At 41.4% G+C, this 19886-nt stretch carries 27 protein-coding genes, 1 pseudogene and 1 riboswitch; of the genes and pseudogenes, 7 read left to right on the top strand and 21 right to left on the bottom strand.

What is annotated here, in order from left to right:
* The first annotated feature begins 196 nt into the window (after positions 1–196).
* Genes rlmKL through tilS (VZ94_RS29360) form a run of 6 tightly spaced genes read left to right on the top strand, consistent with a single transcriptional unit; the run spans position 197 to position 4837 of the window.
* A complete protein-coding gene (rlmKL, locus tag VZ94_RS15380; protein ID WP_338040442.1) occupies positions 197–1861 on the top strand; it encodes a bifunctional 23S rRNA (guanine(2069)-N(7))-methyltransferase RlmK/23S rRNA (guanine(2445)-N(2))-methyltransferase RlmL in 1665 nt (554 codons plus the stop codon).
* A gap of 41 nt (positions 1862–1902) precedes the next feature.
* Positions 1903–2400 (top strand): RsmD family RNA methyltransferase, encoded by a 498-nt coding sequence (locus VZ94_RS32270; RefSeq protein WP_338040443.1) that lies wholly within the window; start codon positions 1903–1905, stop codon positions 2398–2400.
* Positions 2393–2662, top strand: coding sequence for an acylphosphatase (locus tag VZ94_RS15375; protein ID WP_045779904.1), 270 nt, complete (start codon positions 2393–2395; stop codon positions 2660–2662). The genes VZ94_RS32270 and VZ94_RS15375 overlap by 8 nt, the downstream gene beginning before the upstream one ends.
* Before the next feature lie 19 nt (positions 2663–2681).
* The gene (locus VZ94_RS15370; protein WP_045779903.1) at positions 2682–3509 is read left to right on the top strand and encodes an undecaprenyl-diphosphate phosphatase; all 828 of its coding nucleotides are present in this window, start codon (positions 2682–2684) and stop codon (positions 3507–3509) included.
* Between the two features lie 4 nt (positions 3510–3513).
* Complete coding sequence (gene tilS / locus VZ94_RS29365; RefSeq protein ID WP_052700616.1) at positions 3514–4065, top strand: tRNA lysidine(34) synthetase TilS; 552 nt, start codon at positions 3514–3516, stop codon at positions 4063–4065.
* A gap of 52 nt (positions 4066–4117) precedes the next feature.
* On the top strand, positions 4118–4837 hold the full coding sequence (gene tilS / locus VZ94_RS29360) for a tRNA lysidine(34) synthetase TilS (protein ID WP_052700615.1): 720 nt from the start codon (positions 4118–4120) through the stop codon (positions 4835–4837).
* Here tilS (VZ94_RS29360) and VZ94_RS15360 read toward each other — a convergent pair.
* The 17 genes from VZ94_RS15360 to mtnA form a co-directional block, all read right to left on the bottom strand.
* Positions 4822–5733, bottom strand: a complete 912-nt coding sequence (locus VZ94_RS15360) for an ExeA family protein (RefSeq protein ID WP_045779902.1) — start codon at positions 5731–5733, stop codon at positions 4822–4824. The two genes, tilS (VZ94_RS29360) and VZ94_RS15360, sit on opposite strands and share 16 nt — an antisense overlap.
* 3 nt (positions 5734–5736) lie before the next feature.
* On the bottom strand, positions 5737–6066 hold the full coding sequence (locus VZ94_RS29355) for a tyrosine-protein kinase family protein (protein WP_239649986.1): 330 nt from the start codon (positions 6064–6066) through the stop codon (positions 5737–5739).
* The gene (locus VZ94_RS29350) at positions 6035–6394 is read right to left on the bottom strand and encodes a P-loop NTPase family protein (protein ID WP_239649985.1); all 360 of its coding nucleotides are present in this window, start codon (positions 6392–6394) and stop codon (positions 6035–6037) included. Before VZ94_RS29350 ends, VZ94_RS29355 begins: the two co-directional genes overlap by 32 nt.
* Before the next feature lie 7 nt (positions 6395–6401).
* Positions 6402–6545 (bottom strand): hypothetical protein, encoded by a 144-nt coding sequence (locus tag VZ94_RS26080; RefSeq protein WP_157844953.1) that lies wholly within the window; start codon positions 6543–6545, stop codon positions 6402–6404.
* A 15-nt stretch (positions 6546–6560) separates the two neighbouring features.
* Positions 6561–7028 carry a hypothetical protein gene (locus VZ94_RS15350; RefSeq protein WP_052700614.1) on the bottom strand — a complete coding sequence of 156 codons (468 nt, stop codon included), beginning with the start codon at positions 7026–7028 and terminating at the stop codon, positions 6561–6563.
* 298 nt (positions 7029–7326) lie between these two features.
* Positions 7327–8028 carry a GumC domain-containing protein gene (locus tag VZ94_RS15345; RefSeq protein WP_045779901.1) on the bottom strand — a complete coding sequence of 234 codons (702 nt, stop codon included), beginning with the start codon at positions 8026–8028 and terminating at the stop codon, positions 7327–7329.
* Complete coding sequence (locus VZ94_RS15340) at positions 8015–8299, bottom strand: Wzz/FepE/Etk N-terminal domain-containing protein (RefSeq protein WP_045779900.1); 285 nt, start codon at positions 8297–8299, stop codon at positions 8015–8017. Before VZ94_RS15340 ends, VZ94_RS15345 begins: the two co-directional genes overlap by 14 nt.
* A 4-nt stretch (positions 8300–8303) precedes the next feature.
* Positions 8304–9488, bottom strand: coding sequence for a porin family protein (locus VZ94_RS15335; RefSeq protein WP_204369165.1), 1185 nt, complete (start codon positions 9486–9488; stop codon positions 8304–8306).
* A 9-nt stretch (positions 9489–9497) separates the two neighbouring features.
* The gene (locus VZ94_RS15330; RefSeq protein ID WP_239649984.1) at positions 9498–10010 is read right to left on the bottom strand and encodes a polysaccharide biosynthesis/export family protein; all 513 of its coding nucleotides are present in this window, start codon (positions 10008–10010) and stop codon (positions 9498–9500) included.
* Positions 10011–10477: 467 nt separating this feature from the next.
* Positions 10478–10999, bottom strand: a complete 522-nt coding sequence (locus tag VZ94_RS15325) for a hypothetical protein (protein ID WP_045779897.1) — start codon at positions 10997–10999, stop codon at positions 10478–10480.
* Between the two features lie 49 nt (positions 11000–11048).
* Positions 11049–11136, bottom strand: a riboswitch (cyclic di-GMP riboswitch).
* A 137-nt stretch (positions 11137–11273) separates the two neighbouring features.
* Positions 11274–11519, bottom strand: a complete 246-nt coding sequence (locus tag VZ94_RS15320) for a hypothetical protein (RefSeq protein ID WP_045779896.1) — start codon at positions 11517–11519, stop codon at positions 11274–11276.
* Positions 11520–11747: 228 nt separating this feature from the next.
* Entirely contained in the window at positions 11748–12059 is a 312-nt protein-coding gene (locus VZ94_RS15315; protein WP_045779895.1) for a PilZ domain-containing protein, read from the bottom strand.
* A gap of 216 nt (positions 12060–12275) precedes the next feature.
* The gene (locus VZ94_RS26495; protein WP_052700613.1) at positions 12276–13007 is read right to left on the bottom strand and encodes a response regulator transcription factor; all 732 of its coding nucleotides are present in this window, start codon (positions 13005–13007) and stop codon (positions 12276–12278) included.
* 90 nt (positions 13008–13097) lie between these two features.
* Positions 13098–14519 (bottom strand): undecaprenyl-phosphate glucose phosphotransferase, encoded by a 1422-nt coding sequence (locus VZ94_RS15305; protein ID WP_045779894.1) that lies wholly within the window; start codon positions 14517–14519, stop codon positions 13098–13100.
* A 57-nt stretch (positions 14520–14576) separates the two neighbouring features.
* Entirely contained in the window at positions 14577–14921 is a 345-nt protein-coding gene (bamE, locus tag VZ94_RS15300) for an outer membrane protein assembly factor BamE domain-containing protein (protein ID WP_045779893.1), read from the bottom strand.
* Positions 14922–14963: 42 nt separating this feature from the next.
* The gene (locus VZ94_RS15295) at positions 14964–15494 is read right to left on the bottom strand and encodes an EI24 domain-containing protein (protein WP_500684256.1); all 531 of its coding nucleotides are present in this window, start codon (positions 15492–15494) and stop codon (positions 14964–14966) included.
* Positions 15495–15686: 192 nt separating this feature from the next.
* A complete protein-coding gene (gene mtnA, locus VZ94_RS15290; RefSeq protein ID WP_045779892.1) occupies positions 15687–16721 on the bottom strand; it encodes an S-methyl-5-thioribose-1-phosphate isomerase in 1035 nt (344 codons plus the stop codon).
* Positions 16722–16782: 61 nt separating this feature from the next.
* Between mtnA and VZ94_RS15285 the strand changes: the two genes are divergently transcribed.
* Entirely contained in the window at positions 16783–18096 is a 1314-nt protein-coding gene (locus tag VZ94_RS15285; protein WP_192828664.1) for a TRZ/ATZ family hydrolase, read from the top strand.
* On the opposite strand, the gene VZ94_RS33315 is transcribed toward VZ94_RS15285, so the two are convergent.
* The 4 genes and pseudogenes from VZ94_RS33315 to VZ94_RS23345 form a co-directional block, all read right to left on the bottom strand.
* Positions 18093–18749, bottom strand: coding sequence for a cation:dicarboxylate symporter family transporter (locus VZ94_RS33315; RefSeq protein WP_275575291.1), 657 nt, complete (start codon positions 18747–18749; stop codon positions 18093–18095). The two genes, VZ94_RS15285 and VZ94_RS33315, sit on opposite strands and share 4 nt — an antisense overlap.
* Positions 18730–19353 carry a cation:dicarboxylate symporter family transporter gene (locus VZ94_RS33310; protein ID WP_275575290.1) on the bottom strand — a complete coding sequence of 208 codons (624 nt, stop codon included), beginning with the start codon at positions 19351–19353 and terminating at the stop codon, positions 18730–18732. The genes VZ94_RS33315 and VZ94_RS33310 overlap by 20 nt, the downstream gene beginning before the upstream one ends.
* On the bottom strand, positions 19353–19712 hold the full coding sequence (locus tag VZ94_RS23350; protein ID WP_239649983.1) for an SPOR domain-containing protein: 360 nt from the start codon (positions 19710–19712) through the stop codon (positions 19353–19355). Before VZ94_RS23350 ends, VZ94_RS33310 begins: the two co-directional genes overlap by 1 nt.
* A pseudogene (locus VZ94_RS23345) lies at positions 19666–19886 on the bottom strand (hypothetical protein); the annotation flags it as partial. The pseudogene VZ94_RS23345 and the gene VZ94_RS23350, both read right to left, overlap by 47 nt.

Below are 19886 nucleotides of genomic sequence, written 5' to 3'. Positions count from 1 at the left end.
GCGGCGTTATTGGACCTAACCAAGCGCTAATCTTTGATGTTGAATTAATTAAAATTCAATAACACCAAACGCCGATTTTTTTGTTTGGGTTATTGGCATATCGATTTTTACACTCCTTTGCAGAGTAAGCGATGCGATAGCCCCGCCAACCTGACACACCATAACCCAACAAAATTAGCAAACTCTGCACGTTAACATGCCTACTTATTCCTTATTCGCCAGCACGCCCAAAGCACTCGAGCCTTTACTTGTCAATGAATTAACCGCGTTAGGAGCGAAATCCGTTAAAGCCACTGTTGCTGGCGTTATGTTTTCCGGTGATTTAGACTTGGTCTATAAAACGTGTTTATGGTCAAGAATCGCTAGCCGCGTTTATTTAGTATTACATCGATTCCGGGTCAACAGCCAAGATGACCTTTACCGTGGCGTACAAGCGATTGATTGGTTTTTACACATGGCGCCTACGAATAGCTTAGCGGTAAGTTTTACCGCTAAGCATTCGCGTGTATTTGACAATACGCATTATGCCGCGTTAAAAGCCAAAGACGCGATTGTCGACCAATTCCGTAGCCGCTTTCAAACTCGACCTAATATCGATACCGAACGCCCTGACATTCGTGTACATGTACATATTCAAGACGAACAAGCGGAAGTGAGCTTAGATTTATCTGGCGCTAGCTTACATCAGCGTGGTTATCGCGATATTACCCTCGCAGCACCGATTAAAGAAAACTTGGCGGCGGCACTGTTATTACGCAGTGGTTGGCCTAAAATCGCCGCGAATGGTGGCACCTTATTAGACCCTATGTGTGGCTCAGGGACGCTATTATTGGAAGCCGCGATGATGGCGGCCGATTACGCACCCGGCTTATTGCGCGACTATTTTGGTTTCTTAGCGTGGAAACAGCACAAGCCCGCGCAATGGCGTGCAATACGCCAAGAAGCCGAGCAACGTAAACAACTCGGCTTAACCCGCTTACCCATTATTGTAGGCTTTGACCAAGATAAAACAGCGATTAACGCTTGTCATCGTCATATTGCTAACGCAGGCTTACAAGCTTTTATCCATGTCGAACGCCGCGCGTTAACCGACGCTAAGCCCGCCTTAAGCTGGTCGCCAGGACTCATCATGTGTAACCCGCCTTATGGCGAACGTTTAGGCAATCCTGAAACAGCCGCCGAACTCTATAAATCGATAGGTGACGTATTAAAATCGCGTTTTTTAAATTGGCAAGCAAGTTTCATTATCAGCGATCCTGAATTAGGTTTCCGGCTGGGCATTCGCTCAGAGAAACCCGTCACGTTTTATAACGGCGCATTAGAGTGCAAACTCTTACGTTTAACGATTATAGAAGCAAACTTTTTTATTCCTAAGGCCAAATCAGAGCAAGAACGCATACAGCATATCGAAACCGCTAGCGATAAAACTATTAGTGATAGCGGTATTGAGATGTTTGTTAATCGGGTGAAAAAAAATCTCAGTAAGTTAGAAAAATGGGCTAAACAGCACGACATCAGTTGCTATCGTGTCTATGACGCAGATTTGCCTGAGTATTGTGTAGCCATAGACCTCTATCAAGGTGAGCAAACCTGGTTAAACGTACAAGAATACGAGCCACCTAAAACGATTGATGCACGCAAAGCAGACCAGCGTCTCGCGAGTATCATGGCCGAATTACCTACACTTTTTGGAATTGCTAAAGAACACGTCGTACTCAAAATTCGCCGTCGCCAACGCCAAACCGAACAGTACGAAAAATTAGCCGATGCCAAACATTTCATCAACGTACAAGAAAGGTGGCTGTCATTTTTTGGTGAACTTTACCGATTACTTAGATACCGGCTTATTCTTAGACCATAGACCTATACGTTTGCTGATTCAACGTCAAGCGCAAGGTAAACATTTTTTTAAACTTATTTGCTTATACTGGCACAGCTAGCGTACACGCAGCCGTTGGTGGCGCACTATCAACGACGACGGTTGATATGTCTAACACGTATTTAACCTGGGCTAAAAATAACATGCGTTTAAATGTCGCCGAGGGGCTACACGATTTTATTCAGGCAGATTGTCTGGAGTGGCTAGCGCAACAAAGCTCGCAAACCTATAGCAAACGCTTTGATTTAATCTTTCTTGACCCACCGACTTTTTCCAATTCTAAGCGTATGCAAGACGCATTTGATGTACAAAACCATCATGTGGAGTTGATTAGGCAAGCGGCGAGTTTATTAACCGAGCAAGGTGTGCTGTATTTTTCTACCAACTTTAGGCGCTTTAAGCTCGATGAACAGCATTTATCTGACTTAACTATCACGGATATTAGTAAAAAAACCGTACCGTTAGATTTTGCACGCACGCCTAAAATTCATTATTGTTGGAGAATCACTAAACATGCGTAGAGTACATATTTTAGTCTCAGGACGCGTACAAGGCGTGTTCTTTAGAAAAGCCACCCAACAACAAGCCAAACGGCTGGGGGTATTAGGCTCGGCTAAAAATCTACCTGATGGACGTGTAGAGATTATCGCCGAAGCCGAGACAGCAACATTAGAGGCATTTATCGCTTGGTGTCATAAAGGTCCCGTCGCAGCACGCGTTGACGATGTGCAACTCACCGAACTCACGATAACGACACCACTTAACGGATTTGACATTCAATAACCCCTGAACCGGTATCCTTATGGAACTTATTATTATCTTAAAAGCATTTATCTTAGGTGTGGTCGAAGGCTTTACCGAGTTTTTACCCGTATCAAGCACTGGGCATTTAATCTTAACTGGCGATTTATTGAATTTTAACGATGAAAAAGGCAAAGTTTTTGAAATCGTGATTCAAATGGGTGCGATTATGGCGGTATGCTTTGAATACCGTACTAAAATTGCCCAGGTCATCGTAGGACTCCCTAACCAAAAAAGCGCCCAAAAATTCACGCTAAACCTAGCGATTGCTTTTATCCCGCTAGCGGTATTAGGGCTATTATTCGGAGATTTTATAACCGATGTATTATTCAAACCCGTACCTGTCGCACTCGCTTTTATCATAGGTGCGTTTGTCATTATCTGGGCCGAAAAACGCAACCATACGATTCGTATTCACGAAGTCGATGATTTATCAGCTATTGATGCGTTAAAACTGGGCTTAGCGCAAGCGTTTGCGTTGATTCCAGGCACGTCACGCTCGGGCGCGACGATTATCGGCGGCCTGTTATTCGGTTTATCACGTAAAGCTGCAACGGAGTTTTCGTTTTTCCTTGCAATACCAACCCTAACTATTGCGAGTTTATATAAGCTTTATAAGCATCGCGAGTTGCTATCGCTAGCCACAGATTCGGTTTATTTCGCCGTCGGGTTAACCGCTGCATTTATTAGTGCATTACTGGCCATTAAAGCCTTATTACAATACATTAGCCGTCACGACTTTATTGTTTTTGCTTGGTATAGAATCGCTTTTGGTATCGTAGTGCTCGCGACAGCATATTCAGGCGTGGTCGACTGGACCGTCGATTAATCGCATGTCAGCGCTTAAACAAGCCGTCGTAGCGTCATTAAGCGATTATCCTTCTGCAAAACGCGTCCTGATTGCTTATAGCGGCGGCTTAGATTCACATGTGTTATTACATGTGTGTTCTACCATTGATGCATTAAAATCCAAATTACACGCCGTTTATATTCACCACGGCTTATTAGCTGAAGCCGATGCCTGGGCTGAGCATTGCCAGCAAACGGCAATGAATTTAGGCGTATCGTGCCAAATCATCCATGTTAACGCCCAAGCAAAATCGGGTGAAAGCCCTGAAGAGGCCGCACGTAATGCTCGCTATGCTGCGTTAAAAACTTTGTTAGGCCCTGGCGATTTAATTCTGCTAGCGCAGCATCAAGAAGACCAAATGGAAACCGTGTTATTACAATTGTTTCGCGGTGCTGGTTTACGAGGCTTATCGGGTATGCCTAGCCATTCAGCTTTTGGCCTAGGCATCATGTTGAGACCTTTTTTTATTTATTTCAAAACAGGTTTTAATCGATTATGCCAACACACAGTCATTATGTTGGATAGAAGACCCTAGTAATTTAGACAATCGGTATACGCGTAATTTTATCCGTAATCAAGTAACGCCTATGTTAAAACAGCAATGGCCGCAGCTAGCTAAAACACTAGCTAGAACCGCTAGGCATTGCTCAGAGGCCGAGCAATTATTGACCGAACAAGCCGAGCAGTTGTTATCAACGATAGAGCCAGATAATAATCACTTATCGATTATTGAGTTAAACAAGCTGTCGTTTATCAAGCAAAAATTGGTGCTGAGGCATTGGCTACAGCAATTTATGACCAAACTCCCTAGTGAGCAACAGTTGATACAATTATTGAACGCTGTTACTGAGGCCAAACCAGATAGCCAACCTACCCTACAACTTTCTTCGCATGTGTTTAAGCGATACAGAGATAGACTCTATTGTTTGCCAGCAACACCTTTGCACTCGTATTTACCTAAACGCTGGCAGAAAACTGACCAACCCTTAATAATATCAAATCAACACTGCATAACCGCTATTAGGGCAAGTTCTGGAATCCCGCAATTGCTATGGCAAACAGCTATCATCGACGTCAGATTAAGACAAGGCGGCGAAAAAATTCAACTACCTTACCGACAAGGCAGCCATAGCTTGAAAAATCTGTTTCAGGAGGCGGGTGTTCCCATTTGGGAAAGAGAGACGATACCGTTAATTTATTTAAACGGCTGTTTAGCGGCGATTGGCTGCCTATGGATTGATACTAAGTTCTTTTGCCCAAACGGCAACTGCGTGCAAATAACAATACACTATCATTCAACTGATTGAGCCAAAAGCCCTATATCGATATTATATTTTGCTAGCATTTGTTTTCTCAGTAGTGCAGCTTGCTCGTCAGCAACACCTTTATAGGCCACGATACCACTGGTTTTCTTTGCGATTACAACTTCTAACACAATAGTTCCAGTAACAAAATGTTTCTCTTCGGAAAACGCATAGACTAACGACAAATCGCAAATGTTATTGATGAGTCTTGGGATGCCTCCCGAGTAATAGAAAACAACAGCACACGCTAATTCATCAAACAACGATTCAGAACCACCCGCAATAGCAAGCCTATGTTTAATATACTGTTGTGTTTGTTCAAAATCCATTGGCATTAAGTGGTATTCTGCTGAAATGCGTTGCGCAAACTGAACTAACTCTGGACTATTCAGTTTATCGACTAATTCAGGCTGACCGGCTAATACCAGCTGTAACAATATGTCTTGACCGACATTAATATTCGACAACAAACGCAGTTCTTCTAACGTTTGCAAATCCATGTTTTGCGCTTCATCAACAATTAATATAACGCGCTTATTTTGCCGTTGTTGATACTTCAAAAACTCAACAAACGCTTGATAACGACCGGCTTTATCTTGAGCAGCGCAACTAATATTAAATGCCGCTAACACCCAGGTTAGCAAATCACCAAAACTACTATGCGTATTGGTAATTAAACCTACTTCACATTGTTTTGGTAAGCTCGATAACATCTTACGGATTAACGTGGTCTTGCCCGCGCCAATTTCTCCCGTCACAACAGTAAACCCGGCTTGGCTGAGTAAGCCATATTTCAAGATAATCCAAGCCTTCTTATGACCGGGGCTTAAATAAAGAAAGTCTGGGTCAGGTACGAGTGAAAAAGGTGTTTTATTAAAGCCAAAAAAAGCGTTATACATTACTTAATAATATCCCTGATGTTCTGGCATATGCTCTGATTTATTTAACACCATACCCAACAGTTTGGTATTTGATAATAATTGCAACGTCTTCTTTAATTCATCTGGCTTGCTAGCACCCTCTTCGACGACTAACAACGCAGCATCATAATATTCCATCGCAGCAATCACATCATCAATCAACAAAACCGGCGGCATATCAAAAATAACAATTCTCGATGCATAACGTTGTTTAATATCAGCGATGAGTTGCTTCATCTTGGGCGCAGAAATAATATCAGATGTCGCTTTAGTTTGTCCTTTACCCGGTAATACCACTAAAACGCTCAACACCGGGATTGATTAAAATTTCACTTAATGGCACGTCGGATTGAATATAATCCAAGATGCCATAATCAGTATTCACATCAAAATACCAATGCACCTTAGGATAACGCAAATCAAAATCAACTAATAGAACTGTTTGATTGACTTCCATCGCCATAGATATCGCTAAATTCACCGCAATCATCGATTTTCCCGCACCTTTGCTAGGCGATGTTACAGCAAAACTATTCCAGTTATTTGTGCGCAGCTGCTTTAATACCCGCGTTCTTAGCATACGAAACAAATCAGCCATAGGATTATATTTTTGTAATGCAACGACACGGCGCTCATTCAATACCTCATTACTTGGAACAATAACTTTTGTTTGCGTATAAACAAAAACTATCTACCGTTTTATCGGCTTGCGGTAGAGACTCTGGCGTTGTCTCTAAAAGCTCAATCTCATCATTTTGCGCTTTAGCAATTGCTTTTTCTAAAAAATCCACAGCGGCTCCTAGGTTTTATAGCGATTCTAATTGCTGCCAAACTTTATAAAACAATGTATCTAACGGCATATAGAAAATATGAACGGCAATGACGGTTAACACGATTAAAACACCAACGGCAAACCAAAATTGTAGCCAATGCCTGCGTGTTCTGTCCAAATCAGCTTGAATAGGGATATACGGAATGACAATTAACGGCTCTAAACCGGTATGAAAAGATAACGCTTTCGCCCCCCTAATCGTGCTATTCAGCATCTCAACCAAAAAGCCCGTGCCTAAACCACCACCAATGGAAAATGCAAAACCTAAAAAAAGCAATTTCATTCTATTGGGTTTGATAGGTTTACTCGGTAGTTGTGGCGGCTCTATTAAGGTAAAACTTTCGGCTTTTTGCTCTTCTTCTAACGATTGCGAGAGCTGCGCCTGTAATTGCTTACCCTTTAATTCTTGATACTTAGCTTTGTTACTGTCTAAATCACGCATTAACTCAAAGTAACCACGTTCGACCTGGTGGCTTTTAGCAACATTTTCYTTCTAACACATGCAGCTTCTGCTGAATTCCAGTTCGTTGTGTTTTGATGCTTTCCAGCTCAATTTTGCGCAATATCTAATTCGCTTTTTAGCTGTAAATATACAGGATTGTTAATACCTTGATTCGTAGATGCCTTGTTTTCAGCCGCAACATTAGAAGTGGAAGCTTGTTCCAATTCAGCAACACGTTTAGTTTGCTTTTTAACATCAGGATGATTATCAGAATACTTTTTTCTTAAGCTCTACTAATTCACTTTTTTGCCTCGACCAGTTCGGTACTGTCATTAGGTGATGACTTGTTGTTTTTTAATATTTCAATTTGTCTGCGTATTTGCAACACATCAGGATGTGAAGACGAGTATTTACTCAATAAGCTTGATTCAGTCGCTTGTAATTCCTCAATAGAACCGACTGTTGGACCTTTACCATCATTTCTTAGCGCCGGTGCCGCCGCAAGTGTCGGACCTGCCGCTAACATTTGTGCATTTAAGCCAATCCGCCGTTCTGACAACATTCTCTCTTTTAAATCTAACTGTTGTAACTCAGTCTCTAAACGATTAATCGCGGATAAATTAACGGGTAATAATTCAGGTAAGCTGGAACTGTATTTTTGCTTGTATTCCGCTATAGCAGTCTCAATTTTCTGGATTTCATTTTTCAGTTTATCAACTTCTTCGGCTAAAAAAGCCGTGGTTTCCTCGGCTCGTTGTGTTCTTGCTCTAACATTTTCATCTAAAAACAACGTCACTAATTCATTAGTCACTCTTTGCGCCAACTCAGGACTTTTATCAGACCAACTGATATTAAATGCAATCGCTGCTTTATTATTTTTACCTTGATTGACTAAATTGGCATTGACCATGCCAATATGTGTATTTTCTTTAAATAATTCAACTAACTCATAAGTTGCCAGCTTTTTTTTCTGATCTTGATAGAGATTATATTTCTCCATGATTTTGCCAATATTGACAAACTGTCATTATTTTTTGCTCGATAAGTTTAATTCGCTCATCGGCATAACTGGTCACCGTTGATTTAATTAAATCAGTTGGAATATGTTGTTGCTCAATTAGTATAGTTGCCTGTGATTCATAAACCGGTGGCAATAACATAATAACAACAGTGCTAATTATCAATAGCGCAAAAAAAGGCCCCGCAATTATAAACTTACGCCGTCTAATAATGTTTATGTAATCTTTTAATGTTTTAACGTCATCTTCCATTACTTTACCTTGACAGTTTATAACCCATCCAATTGAAATTTATTGTTAGCATGACTAAATTTGACTCCGCTGAAAATAAACTCTCTTGATTTCGGTAGCGATAGGATAGTTGTGCATTGATTTCTGGCGTCACCGTCCAACCGATAGAAGGATTCAACTGAAAATTGTTACGGCTATTTGTCGTTGTGCCTGATAAATTATTTCCAGCCCCAACTGAATTAGTGATGTTATAACTAATATTTATTGCGGTATTTAGACGCTTAGTCAATTTATAGCTACCGGCCCAAGAAAAATGGGCTTGTTCCTGTAAATTGCCTTGCCCAGATGGAATTAGAGACTGTCCCAAAGAAATTGAGCTTGAGTAAATTTCGCCTTGGTAATTTAGGCCAAGATTAGCAAGAAAGCCGACGCTTTGCTGGTTAACTGAATCTGCGCCCATTATAAGCACTTCTGAAATCCGGCCGCCTATTGCAGCAGTCGCCTCCCAATGCTCTGAGGCTTTATAGCTTGATGTTAAATTTAATCCATAACTGTCGGTAGTTGAATTAATAGTGCTTTCAAACTGGTTATGACTATAAAACACACTAACGCCTTGTTTAAATATCGGCGACCATTGATGCTGCCAACTTATGTTAACATTTTTACCTTGGTTATTACTAAACGAGGCAGAAAACTCAGTCTCATAATAGTTAAAGCCAACTGCTAAACTATCTATAGGCGTAATGAGAAATGTCAATTGCGGATCCAAAGACCAATTTATACGGTTGGCCGCACTGGCAAAATCGCCTGTCTCTAACACGGCAAAATTGCGGCTTAACTTATCAGAGTAACTACCATTTAATGACCAGATAAACCGTTCATTTCGGTAAGTGAACCCGCCACCGTAATCTTGGGGCGTATAATCTAAGTCTTGCGCATCTGGATAACGCTGTAAACCATAGCTGGCATGTAGACTCGTCTCAAGTTGTTGGTCGCGTCTGATAAAATCCAGCCTAGGCGTTAAGAGATATTCAAATGAACCTTGTGCGTCTTGTTCTTGACGCATGCGGACATTGTCATCATAGCCGAATACCTGCTTAATATCGGTGCTTATCTCCCACTCCGCTGCAACAAGATTAAAACTCATACACAGCAAACCGGCTTGTAGATAAAAGAAAATTCGATTTGGCAAAAAACAATCAGACATCATCTTTCAACGTTAAGGAACAATAACGACATCACCGCTTTGCAGGCGAATATTGCTTTCTAATCCCTCACCATCTTCTACATCGTTATAATCAAATTTTATCGCTTTAGTTTTATTATTTTCGGAGCGCAAAATTAATACACTACCCGTTTTGGCAAAGGTGGTAAAACCGCCTGCTAACCCTAATATTTGCGTGATATTAAGCGGTTGATACATAACAAAACTACCCGGTTTATTAACTTGTCCCATAACAAACACAGAATTGCCCTCAACCGCTCTCACCGCAACGTTAACAACAGGGTCTTCGATATAAACCGATAATTTTTCTTTAAGCTGTTTTTGAATATCGTTAACCGTCTTGCCTGTCGTCGATAATACCCCTGCTAAAGGAAAGCTAATCGTACCATCGGGCAAGACCTTTAGTTCCCTTTTTAGGGCGTCCTCATTCCACACTGAAATCTCCAGCGTATCGCCAGGATTAATTGAGTAAAGAGACGTATCGGCAAAAATTGAATGGGTGTTCAATAAACCTAATAAGATTATCAGTGTGCTTAATAACCTGTTTTTGTGTGTCCTCATAAGAAAAAAACCTTTTTTCAGCTATTGCCATTGCCTGCGTCAAACATACTAAGACTTCATCGCAAATGAAGCCATCACATAGATCCATTGTAGTTTAATAACCCTTATTCGCAAATGCTAATTTAAAGATAATATTGTATCCAATCAATCATGCAACTATTAAACTTAACGCATTTTGAAAACTCACGTCATGTACACTGAGAAACAGATATAGTGGCATGAATATGAAAACCTTAGGCAAGGATGCCACAAAGAGTCAACATTTCATTAGCACTGAGGATATGCCATCCTGCAGATAATAAGAAATTTACAGTCTAACTCTATTGTTTAGATAACAGATAGTCCACCAATCTAAAATTCTGGCCAACAAAAAAGGGGGCATAAGCCCCCTTAGTTTTGCCTCAATCAAAGGTTTAAGCTGATAAGCCCGCTTTGCGGCGAGAAACGCTTACTAAGCCTAATAATGCAGAGCCGAATAACCAAATAGCTGCAGGTACTGGTGTTTGAGCAACCGTCAAAGTAACAGCATGAAGAGAACCTTGTAATCCAGCAGTGTAATCAACCACAACTTTAAATGGTTGGCTTACAAGACTCAGGTAAAACGTAAGACTTAGTTGAGAATTAAAGCCAGCCGCTGCGGTACTAGCAACCAAGTTGTTACCCGAATCAAAGACTTTAACCCAATTGATATCCACGTTTGTAGCAGTACTAGAGCCACTTGATAGGCTCAACACATAAGTTGCTAGATCTGAACTTAATAACCAACTGACTTGACCTGAACTATCTTTCTTAACCTTAGTAGAATCAGAAACATCAGGCCAGCCAGAAACTGAACTGCCATCTTGATTATCAATCAAGCTAATAGTTGCAGCAGAAACTTGGTTAACTGCAAAGAAGCTAAACACTAATACAAACAGCGCTAATACATTTTTCATAACAAACTCCGAGAAATTTACAGGTTATTTAAGGTAAAAAGATAAAATAATCTGCAACCCGGCTATCTTCCTATCATAAAACAAAAAGACCCGCAGCTTTGCGTCCCTGCCTCACGACAGGTTTGCCGTTTATCAATCCTTGAACCGTAGTGCTGTAAGACACGAACGAACACATACTCCTGGTTTAAAACCGCAAGATCACTTGTATAACATTAATCTGCTATGCGGTTCACACTCTAGCACAAAAAACCGTCTGAAAAAAGACTTTTGTGCGCTACTTCCGCTTAGTCCGCAACCCCATTAAACACACCATGGCAGGCCCGAATAATAAAATAGCGGCAGGTAACGGTACACTTCTAGCAGATACACCATTATCTGTCTTATTACTAAAATCAAATAGTGATGAACTTACAAGATTTATTTTTCCAGCCATTTGACTTAACTGAGGATTGATTGCCGTTTCTGTTATTTCTTCCTTAATTGGCGAAGACTCAGCATGTGCCAACCAGCCAGCTAACATTAATCCTATCATCAACTTTTTTTTTACTGAAACTTTTTTATACTTATGTTGCTCATGATTGCACCTTTACCTTGCATCTTAGTGCTTCAATAAAAACTAACTAATCCTTTTCTGGATTTGTTAATAGGTTACAATTCTCTTTTAATTTAAACATCTGACTGTTATCCCGATTTTTTAAGAAAAATATCACTATTTTTTTTGGGATATTAATCACAGATAAAAACACTATCACCCAACATTAGCAAACATTCTTGTGCACTTGAAAGACACCGCCACGCCTGATAAACCATGCGACTTTGACTCCGTTCTTAACACACAACCTCTAGCAGCCAATCTAGCCCCACTAGGCAGTTTGGTGTAGGCAAACAAACCGGAACCCGGTAATACCGTATACGGCAATTGCAAATACAAGCCACCTTGACTGACGTTATCGATTAACGTATGCGTTCTAAACACTTGACCCGTTTCAGTCTTCCCACGCACATAGACAGGAATAGGTCCTTGTAACCTACTCTCTTCACGCCGCTCTCTATTTGCCATTCAGCCCTCCATTTTTAGGTAGCTGGCTTACCCGCTCTACCTAAACTATTAAAAATTATTTCTTGACTTCCTTTGTGAAATCACCGAACTACTTTAGGGTAACTCATAACAAACTATACGGTTATTATTATGCCCAGCTATTTCTTATCAAACATGATAAATTTTGTCCTGATATTTATATAACAATCATCCTTTTTTTAATCAGGACAATTATCCTTAGAGGCCAGGCTGATCTATAGCGATACCTAAACTGCTGGCCTGTAAAGCTAACTCTAACTGACTAGCGACCCCTAATTTATTATAAATAGCTGTCAATTGGTTTCTAACCGTTTTTTCACTAATAAATAATTTCTTGGCAATGTTTTTAGCCGACATGCCTTGCGCCGCTAAACACGCCACATCAGCTTCTCGCTTGGTTAACGCATTCAATTTATCACTCTTTGTTGCGGTTAGCGTGCCTGCGGCCTTAGTATCAGAGTATTCGCTCACTGTTATTTCATTAAAATTCTGCAACAATAATGCCGTGGTCGAACGGTTAACCCAAACTTCGCCACCATAGACACATGTAATGGCCTTGATTAACGTTTCTGCGGATAATTTTTTTTTAGCAAAAATACCCAGTGCTCCTAAACGTAAGGCTAAAAGGTGTAACTCAGAATCTTCTATTGCGGTAAATACTAAAATTTTCCCATTAGGGCAAACCGCTAGCAAATCAGGTATTCTATTAACGATATTGCCTTCAATAAGATTAAAATCTAATAAAATAACGTCAGGTTGAAGCTTTTGCGCTTGGCTTTTAAGGTCTTCAAAGCTATCGGTATGCCCGATTAACTCAATGCCCGGTCGAGATTCGACTAATGTACAAAAACCCAATCTAACTAATTCATGCTCATCTGCGATGAGTACGCGAATCACTAGTTGCGCAGATTCAGATTGCCTGCTTAACACTGTTTTCTCCCCTTTGTGTAAGCCTGTTTTATTATATATAGCGCAAGGCTCCGATGCCGTTCTACGTTTTACCCAGACAACACCTTATTATTAATAAGCCTTAGAAACCACAAATTCTTTAATAGCCGTTAATAGAATAATTTTTATATCCAACAAGATTGACCAATTACGAATATATTCTAAGTCCAATTTAATCCTGCCTTCCATTTTATCCAAAGTCTCGGTTTCTCCACGATAGCCATTAATCTGTGCCCATCCTGTTATTCCGGGTTTAACTTTATGTCTTAGCATATAGCCTTTTATTTGTTTACGGTAAAACTCATTATGCGTAATCGCATGAGGACGCGGCCCCACAATAGACATACGACCTTGTAACACATTAATAAATTGTGGCAACTCATCCAATGACGTCTTGCGCAAAAAGTGACCTAACCGTGTCACTCTCGAATCGTTGCGCTGTGCCTGTGGCACGTTTTCGCCATCTTGACAAACTTTCATAGAACGAAACTTCCAAACGACGATTTTTTCGCCATTAAATCCGTAACGCCTTTGTTTAAATATCACAGGCCCCCGTGAATCAAGCTTAATCAGCAGCGCTATTAATAACATAGGTACCAAAATTAACGTAAGTATCAATAGACTAACGACAATATCAAATATCCTTTTTAACATACCGTCAATACCATAGAATGGCGTGTCATAGATACTAATGACAGGAATCCCTTGCAAACTACGCCACTGCGCCCTCAGTAAGTCAAATAAAAATAAATCCGGCACAAAATAAACGGTTAAGGTCGTATCCGACAACATATCCAGAACCTCTTTAATCCGATGCTCCGCTTTCATAGGCAACGTAATATAAACAATGTCAATCTTGTCTTCGTTGGCATCTTTATATAATTGCGCATAATCTCCGCAATAATTTACATCCGATAACGGTATTCTGTCAGGGTCTTGATCAGATTTGGGGCGTCGGCTGTCATAATAACCACTTACCCTCATCCCTAACCCCGGCTCATTATTCAAAATGGTTTCCACTTCTTTAGCAATTTTAGTCATGCCTACGAGTGCGACTTGCCGCGTATTTTTTCCGCTCGCCCGTAAATGCTCAACCGTCGCACGTACAATGATATGCCATGAAAATAACTCAATAGGCACAGCGCTTAGCCAATACCAAAAAGTTTCTTTGTAATCGTCTAAAATCAGCGGATAAAAGTTATTAATCAACGATAGTGCAATAACAACCAATGACCAAGCGGTCACTAAGCCCCATATTTCTTGCACTAGCCCGACATCTCGTCTTAATGAATAAATATCGGTCAACTCAGCAAAAAACTGATAAAAAATAATAGTTAATAATAACCACGTCGTTTGAACAGTATTCCACTCTAAATAGTTGTACGACAATACCGCCCACAACGTCACACTGATAATCAAGGTATCGAATAGCCGATACAATGAAATGATTTTATTCGTGTGTGGTCTTACCAACCCTTTCGCTTTTCTAGCCATAGCTTGCCTACCATGCCACCTGTTTCTAACCAAGACTGGAAAGAGTAAAAAACTTCATTATTTCGCTCGTTTTGTCGAGTTATATGAATAAGAACTCACAACACCGCGTTTATCAAATTTAATCACTAAATCTTCTGTTTCGCTTTCACTCAACGCACTATAACGATAATTACCATACGTCCATGTTTTTAATCCATTTTCTAACCCAGTTCGCCACGGCGTACCAAATGTCGTATAAATGTCATTTTGGGTTGTTTCACCAATTTTTATAGTCTGCACCTGTCCGGCTGGAAACTCATGCCCTATATTGGCGCAGCCAATTATAGCAGTCAGTAATAGTGTTATAACCAGTTTATTTATAGGGTAATTAGCCTGGGCTAAGACGCTTACCTTCGTTTTCATGCTGTCATCCTCAATGTTCCGTTTAAACTGTAAAAACAATGCTTAGCTATTATCGCTATGATTGATACGCGCAGTATACAGCGTAGCACCAATCACAGCCGCCGGAGCAATAACAAGATTAAGCACAGGCAGTGATAAGCCTGCCATCGCTAACCCACCAAAACTAAGCGCGCCTAAATGCATGGTTTTTATCATATTTTTTTGCTCAGCAAACAACAGGCCAGCATTTTCAAGCGGATAGGCAAAATACTCAAGCGCAATTGCCCAGGCACCAAATACCAGCCATAACACAGGTGCTAATAAGTTAATTCCGGGAATCAAAAACAGTAATAATAAGGGCAAGGCAAGTTTTACCAAGTAAATAATTCTCTTGCACTCTGCCAAAATAGTTTTCACTAACGGCGGCTCCACTCTTGTTTGTCCACACTCCTCCCCCATTATTAACAGTGTTTTCGCCGCTAAGCGACCATAAAACGGTGCCGCAAATAAATTTGCCAGTAAGGTAAAGGAAAAAAAACCAGCAACCATAAAGCCAAGAAAAAATAGCGGCCAAAGCAACCAATCTAACCACATTAACCAATCTGGAATAAAAACGTTGAATTAATTGATTGATATAGTAATAACCCAGCACGAATGCCGAACTGTACAAAATAATATTAATGGCGATAGGGACTACTAAAAACCCTCGCAATTGCTTATGCGTTATTAATTTCAAACCTGAAAGCAAGCAATTAAACGCAACAATAGGATTATTCGCTTGATTTATTAACATTTTTTTAAACTCCTTACACCATTTTGTAACGCAGGATTAAGCACCACACCTTGCTCTGTCACAATAGCGCTAATTAATTCTGCTGGCGTGACATCAAACACAGGATTCCACGCTCTAATGACCGATGCGTCATGCTGATAACATGCAGGCAGCACCTCATTAGCGTTACGCTCTTCGATAGTAATTTCAGCACCTGAAGCTATCGCCCAATCGATAGTCGTTAAGGGTGCAACCACCATAAATTTAACACCATGTTGCTTCGCTAATACCGCTAACGAATAAGTGCCAATTTTATTAGCTGTATCGCCATTAGCCGCAATTCTATCTGCACCAACGACAACCCAATCAATTTGGCCTGATTTCATTAACCATGCAGCCGCAGAATCGGCAATTAATGTGGCAGGAATTTTTTCTTGCTGCAATTCCCATACCGTTAAACGCGCACCTTGTAGCCAAGGGCGAGTTTCTCCAGCGTAAATCGCCAACGGCTGTCTGTGATAAGCAGTGCGCACCACACCTAACGCCGTACCATAACCGCCTGTTGCTAACGCCCCTGTATTGCAATGCGTTAACACACCTTTAGCCCCCACCATTAAATCTGCACCTAATTCGCCCATGGTATAGTTAGCCTTAATATCATCCGCATGAATTTGCTCTGCTTTAGCCATAGCCTCTGTCACAGGGTCCGCAATAGACTCCTCTAGCACCGTATTCATCGCTGTTAACGCGGTAAATAAATTCACGGCCGTAGGCCTAGAGCTAGCCAATAGCTGCATATCGTGTTTAACCTTATCTATCCAACTATCGCCATCCGAACAATAGTGTTGACGCACCGATAGTGCAACACCATAAGCCGCTGCAATCCCTATCGCGGGCGCACCGCGTACCCGCATCGAGGCAATGGCTTCAGCAACACCGGCCGCATCAACAAACTCATCATATTTAGATTGCTCAGGCAAAATCCTCTGGTCTAACACTCTCAAGCTAGTACCTGTCCAATCCAAAGCGTTTACGGCTAGTTTATCCATTTATCAAACTCCTGCTGGTCGCTATAATGCATTTAATTAAAGTTATAGGAAAACAAAAATGATTGCTGTCGATACGATGATTCATGCCCACCAGCTACTACCGGTAGAGCCCAGTAATTGTTTACTGATTGACCACAGCCTTATCGTTGACAACGGACGTATTATTGAGCTATTGCCCACCGAACATGCACACAAAAAATATACTAGCCATAACAGCGAGTGTTTTAATCACCATTTGATATTGCCTGGGTTGGTTAATATCCACACCCATGCCGCCATGTCATTGTTACGCGGCGTTGCAGACGATTTAGCGCTGATGGATTGGCTACAACACCATATTTGGCCATTGGAACAAAAATGGGTTAGCCCAGAATTTGTTGCCGACGGTGTTGAACTCGCCATAGCAGAAATGATTCGTGGCGGAATTACTTGTTTTAACGACATGTATTTCTTTCCTGACATTGCTGCTGAGCAAGCTTTACGCCATAGTATGCGTGCAGGCATTGGCTTAATTGTATTCGATTTTCCAACCGTATGGGCAAACTCCAGCGCAGACTATTTACAAAAAGCCGAAGCCCTATACCAAACGTTAGCACACGAGCCCTTAATTAAAATGACGCTAGCGCCCCATGCGCCTTATACGGTATCAGACCAACCGCTAAGCAAAATAGCGGAGCTATCGCAACGTTATAACCTACCTGTACATATGCATGTGCATGAAACCGCAGATGAAGTTGCCCAAAGCTTAACTCAATATGGCAAGCGTCCCATACAACGTCTTCAAGAACTCGGCTTAATCAACCCGCTATTTATCGCCGTTCACGCCACACAGCTCACGACCGACGAAATCGCATTATTCGGACAAGCAGGTGTGCATATCGCACATTGCCCTGAGTCCAATCTAAAGCTAGCCAGCGGCTTTTGCCCTATCGCACAAGCCTGCGCCACAGGGGTTAATATTGCAATAGGTACGGACGGTGCGGCCAGCAATAACGATTTAGATTTATTAGGCGAAATGCGCACCGCTGCGTTATTAGCCAAAGCAGTTGCTCAAGATGCTAGCGTTATCTCAGCCGAGCAAGCGTTACGCATGGCTACGATTAACGGTGCCAAAGCCTTGGGATTAGACCATGAAATTGGCTCGTTACAAGCAGGTAAAGCGGCGGATTTTATTGCCATAGATATGGACGAATTAGAAACCCTTCCGCTCTACCAGCCAATTTCACAACTGGTGTACGCTACACCCAGAAATCAAGTCACGGATGTATGGATTGCCGGTAAACGTGTATTAAAACAGCGGCAATTGACCACGTTCGACACAGAAGCATTAAAAGCCAAAGCAAAGGCTTGGCAACAACGCTTAAAAGCTTCCTAGGATGATGACTTTGATGAATTTAACTCACGTTGTAACACGGCTAAATCCAGCTCACCTTCCCATTTAGCCGCTACTAAAGTAGCAACCCCATTACCGACTAAATTCGTTAACGCCCTAGCCTCAGACATAAACCTATCCACGCCTAATATTAATGCCAGACCTTCAATGGGAATGCTAGGTACGGCCGCTAATGTTGCCGCAAGCGTAATAAAGCCGCTACCGGTGACGCCGGCCGCACCTTTTGACGTTACTAATAACACCCCGAATAACACTAACTCCTGTGCGGGTGTTAATACAGTATTCGTCGCTTGAGCAATAAAAATGGCGGCCATTGATAAATAAATAGCCGTGCCATCTAAATTAAACGAATAACCCGTAGGAATGACTAAACCAACTACCGAACGCGAAGCACCTAAGCGATGCAGTTTTTGCATGATACGCGGCAACACCGATTCTGACGAAGAAGTTGCTAAGACAATTAATAACTCATCTTTAATATAACGAATGAATTTAATAAGACTAAACCCGGTCAAACTTGCCACACTGCCTAAGACAATAAGGATAAATAACGCACACGTTAAATAAAAACACAGCATTAATTTCAATAAGACCGCCAACGACGCTAAACCAAATTTACCTATAGTGAATGCCATCGCGCCTAAAAGCGCCTAACGGTGCTAGCTTCATAACGGTTTCAACCACACCGAATAACGCGTCGCTAAGCTTAGCGATAAATGTCACAACAGAAACACCTTGATCTTTCATTGCTGATAGCGCAAAACCAAACAACATTGAAAACAACAACACCTGTAACACATCGCCTTTAGCAAACGCATCTACGACACTGGTTGGAATAACATTCAATAAAAATTCACTCAGCGAGGTTGATTTAGCAGCATCGGTATAGGTTTTCAACGCTGACGTATCTAAATGAGCAATATCAGCATTCATACCTACACCCGGTTTAATGCTATGCACGACGACTAAACCTATCAATAGCGCTAATGTGCTAACGACTTCAAAATAACATAATGCCTTAACGCCAACCCGCCCCATCTTGCCGCTATCTTGCACACCTGCAATACCGGTAACCACGGTGCAAAAAATAATAGGGGCAATCAACATCTTAACGAGCTTAATAAAGCCATCCCCTAAAGGCTTAAGCGCCACGCCTAAATCAGGCTGCCAATATCCCAACGCAATGCCCAGCATAATGGCGATGAGTACTTGCCGATAAAGAGATGAATACAGCTTCATTAATGTGTTGTAGCCGGTGGCGATTTCTTATTAGAAATTTCAGTCACAATCACATCGACACTGTTTTTCTTTAGGCGAGCTTGAATATCATTAACACTGGCAATTTTTTCAAACGGCCCTAGTTTTACCCGATACCAATAGGTCTCACCGACCTTAGCTTTTTCCATTTTCGACTCTATGCCCATTAACGCTAGCTTAGCGCGTTGCTGCTCGGCCTCTTTAGCGGTTTTAAACGAGCCAGCTTGCAGTAAATAACGGCTTTCTTTCGCCTTACCCATGCGCTCTTCACGCGCGCGCGTTTTAATTTCATGCTCAGGCACTACGACTTCTTTGCCCGGTAAAAATTTGGTAAAAATCAAAATGCGGTGCTTTCGGCTTAGTCTCAACTTTTTCTACAGGCTTATCAGCCTGTTTAGGCTTTATAGGATTACTCGCGGGCTTTGTTACAATCGTCGCTGGCGTTTCCTCAACTTTATCTGAACCTGCAAAATGCAAATACGCTAAAAAAACTACAAACAAAATAACTAATGCAG

This window comes from Methylocucumis oryzae (assembly GCF_000963695.1).
Taxonomy (GTDB): Bacteria; Pseudomonadota; Gammaproteobacteria; order Methylococcales; family Methylomonadaceae; genus Methylovulum; species Methylovulum oryzae.
The sequence above is the reverse complement of the archived record's forward strand: the minus strand, read 5'-3'. Positions and strand labels throughout refer to the sequence as shown.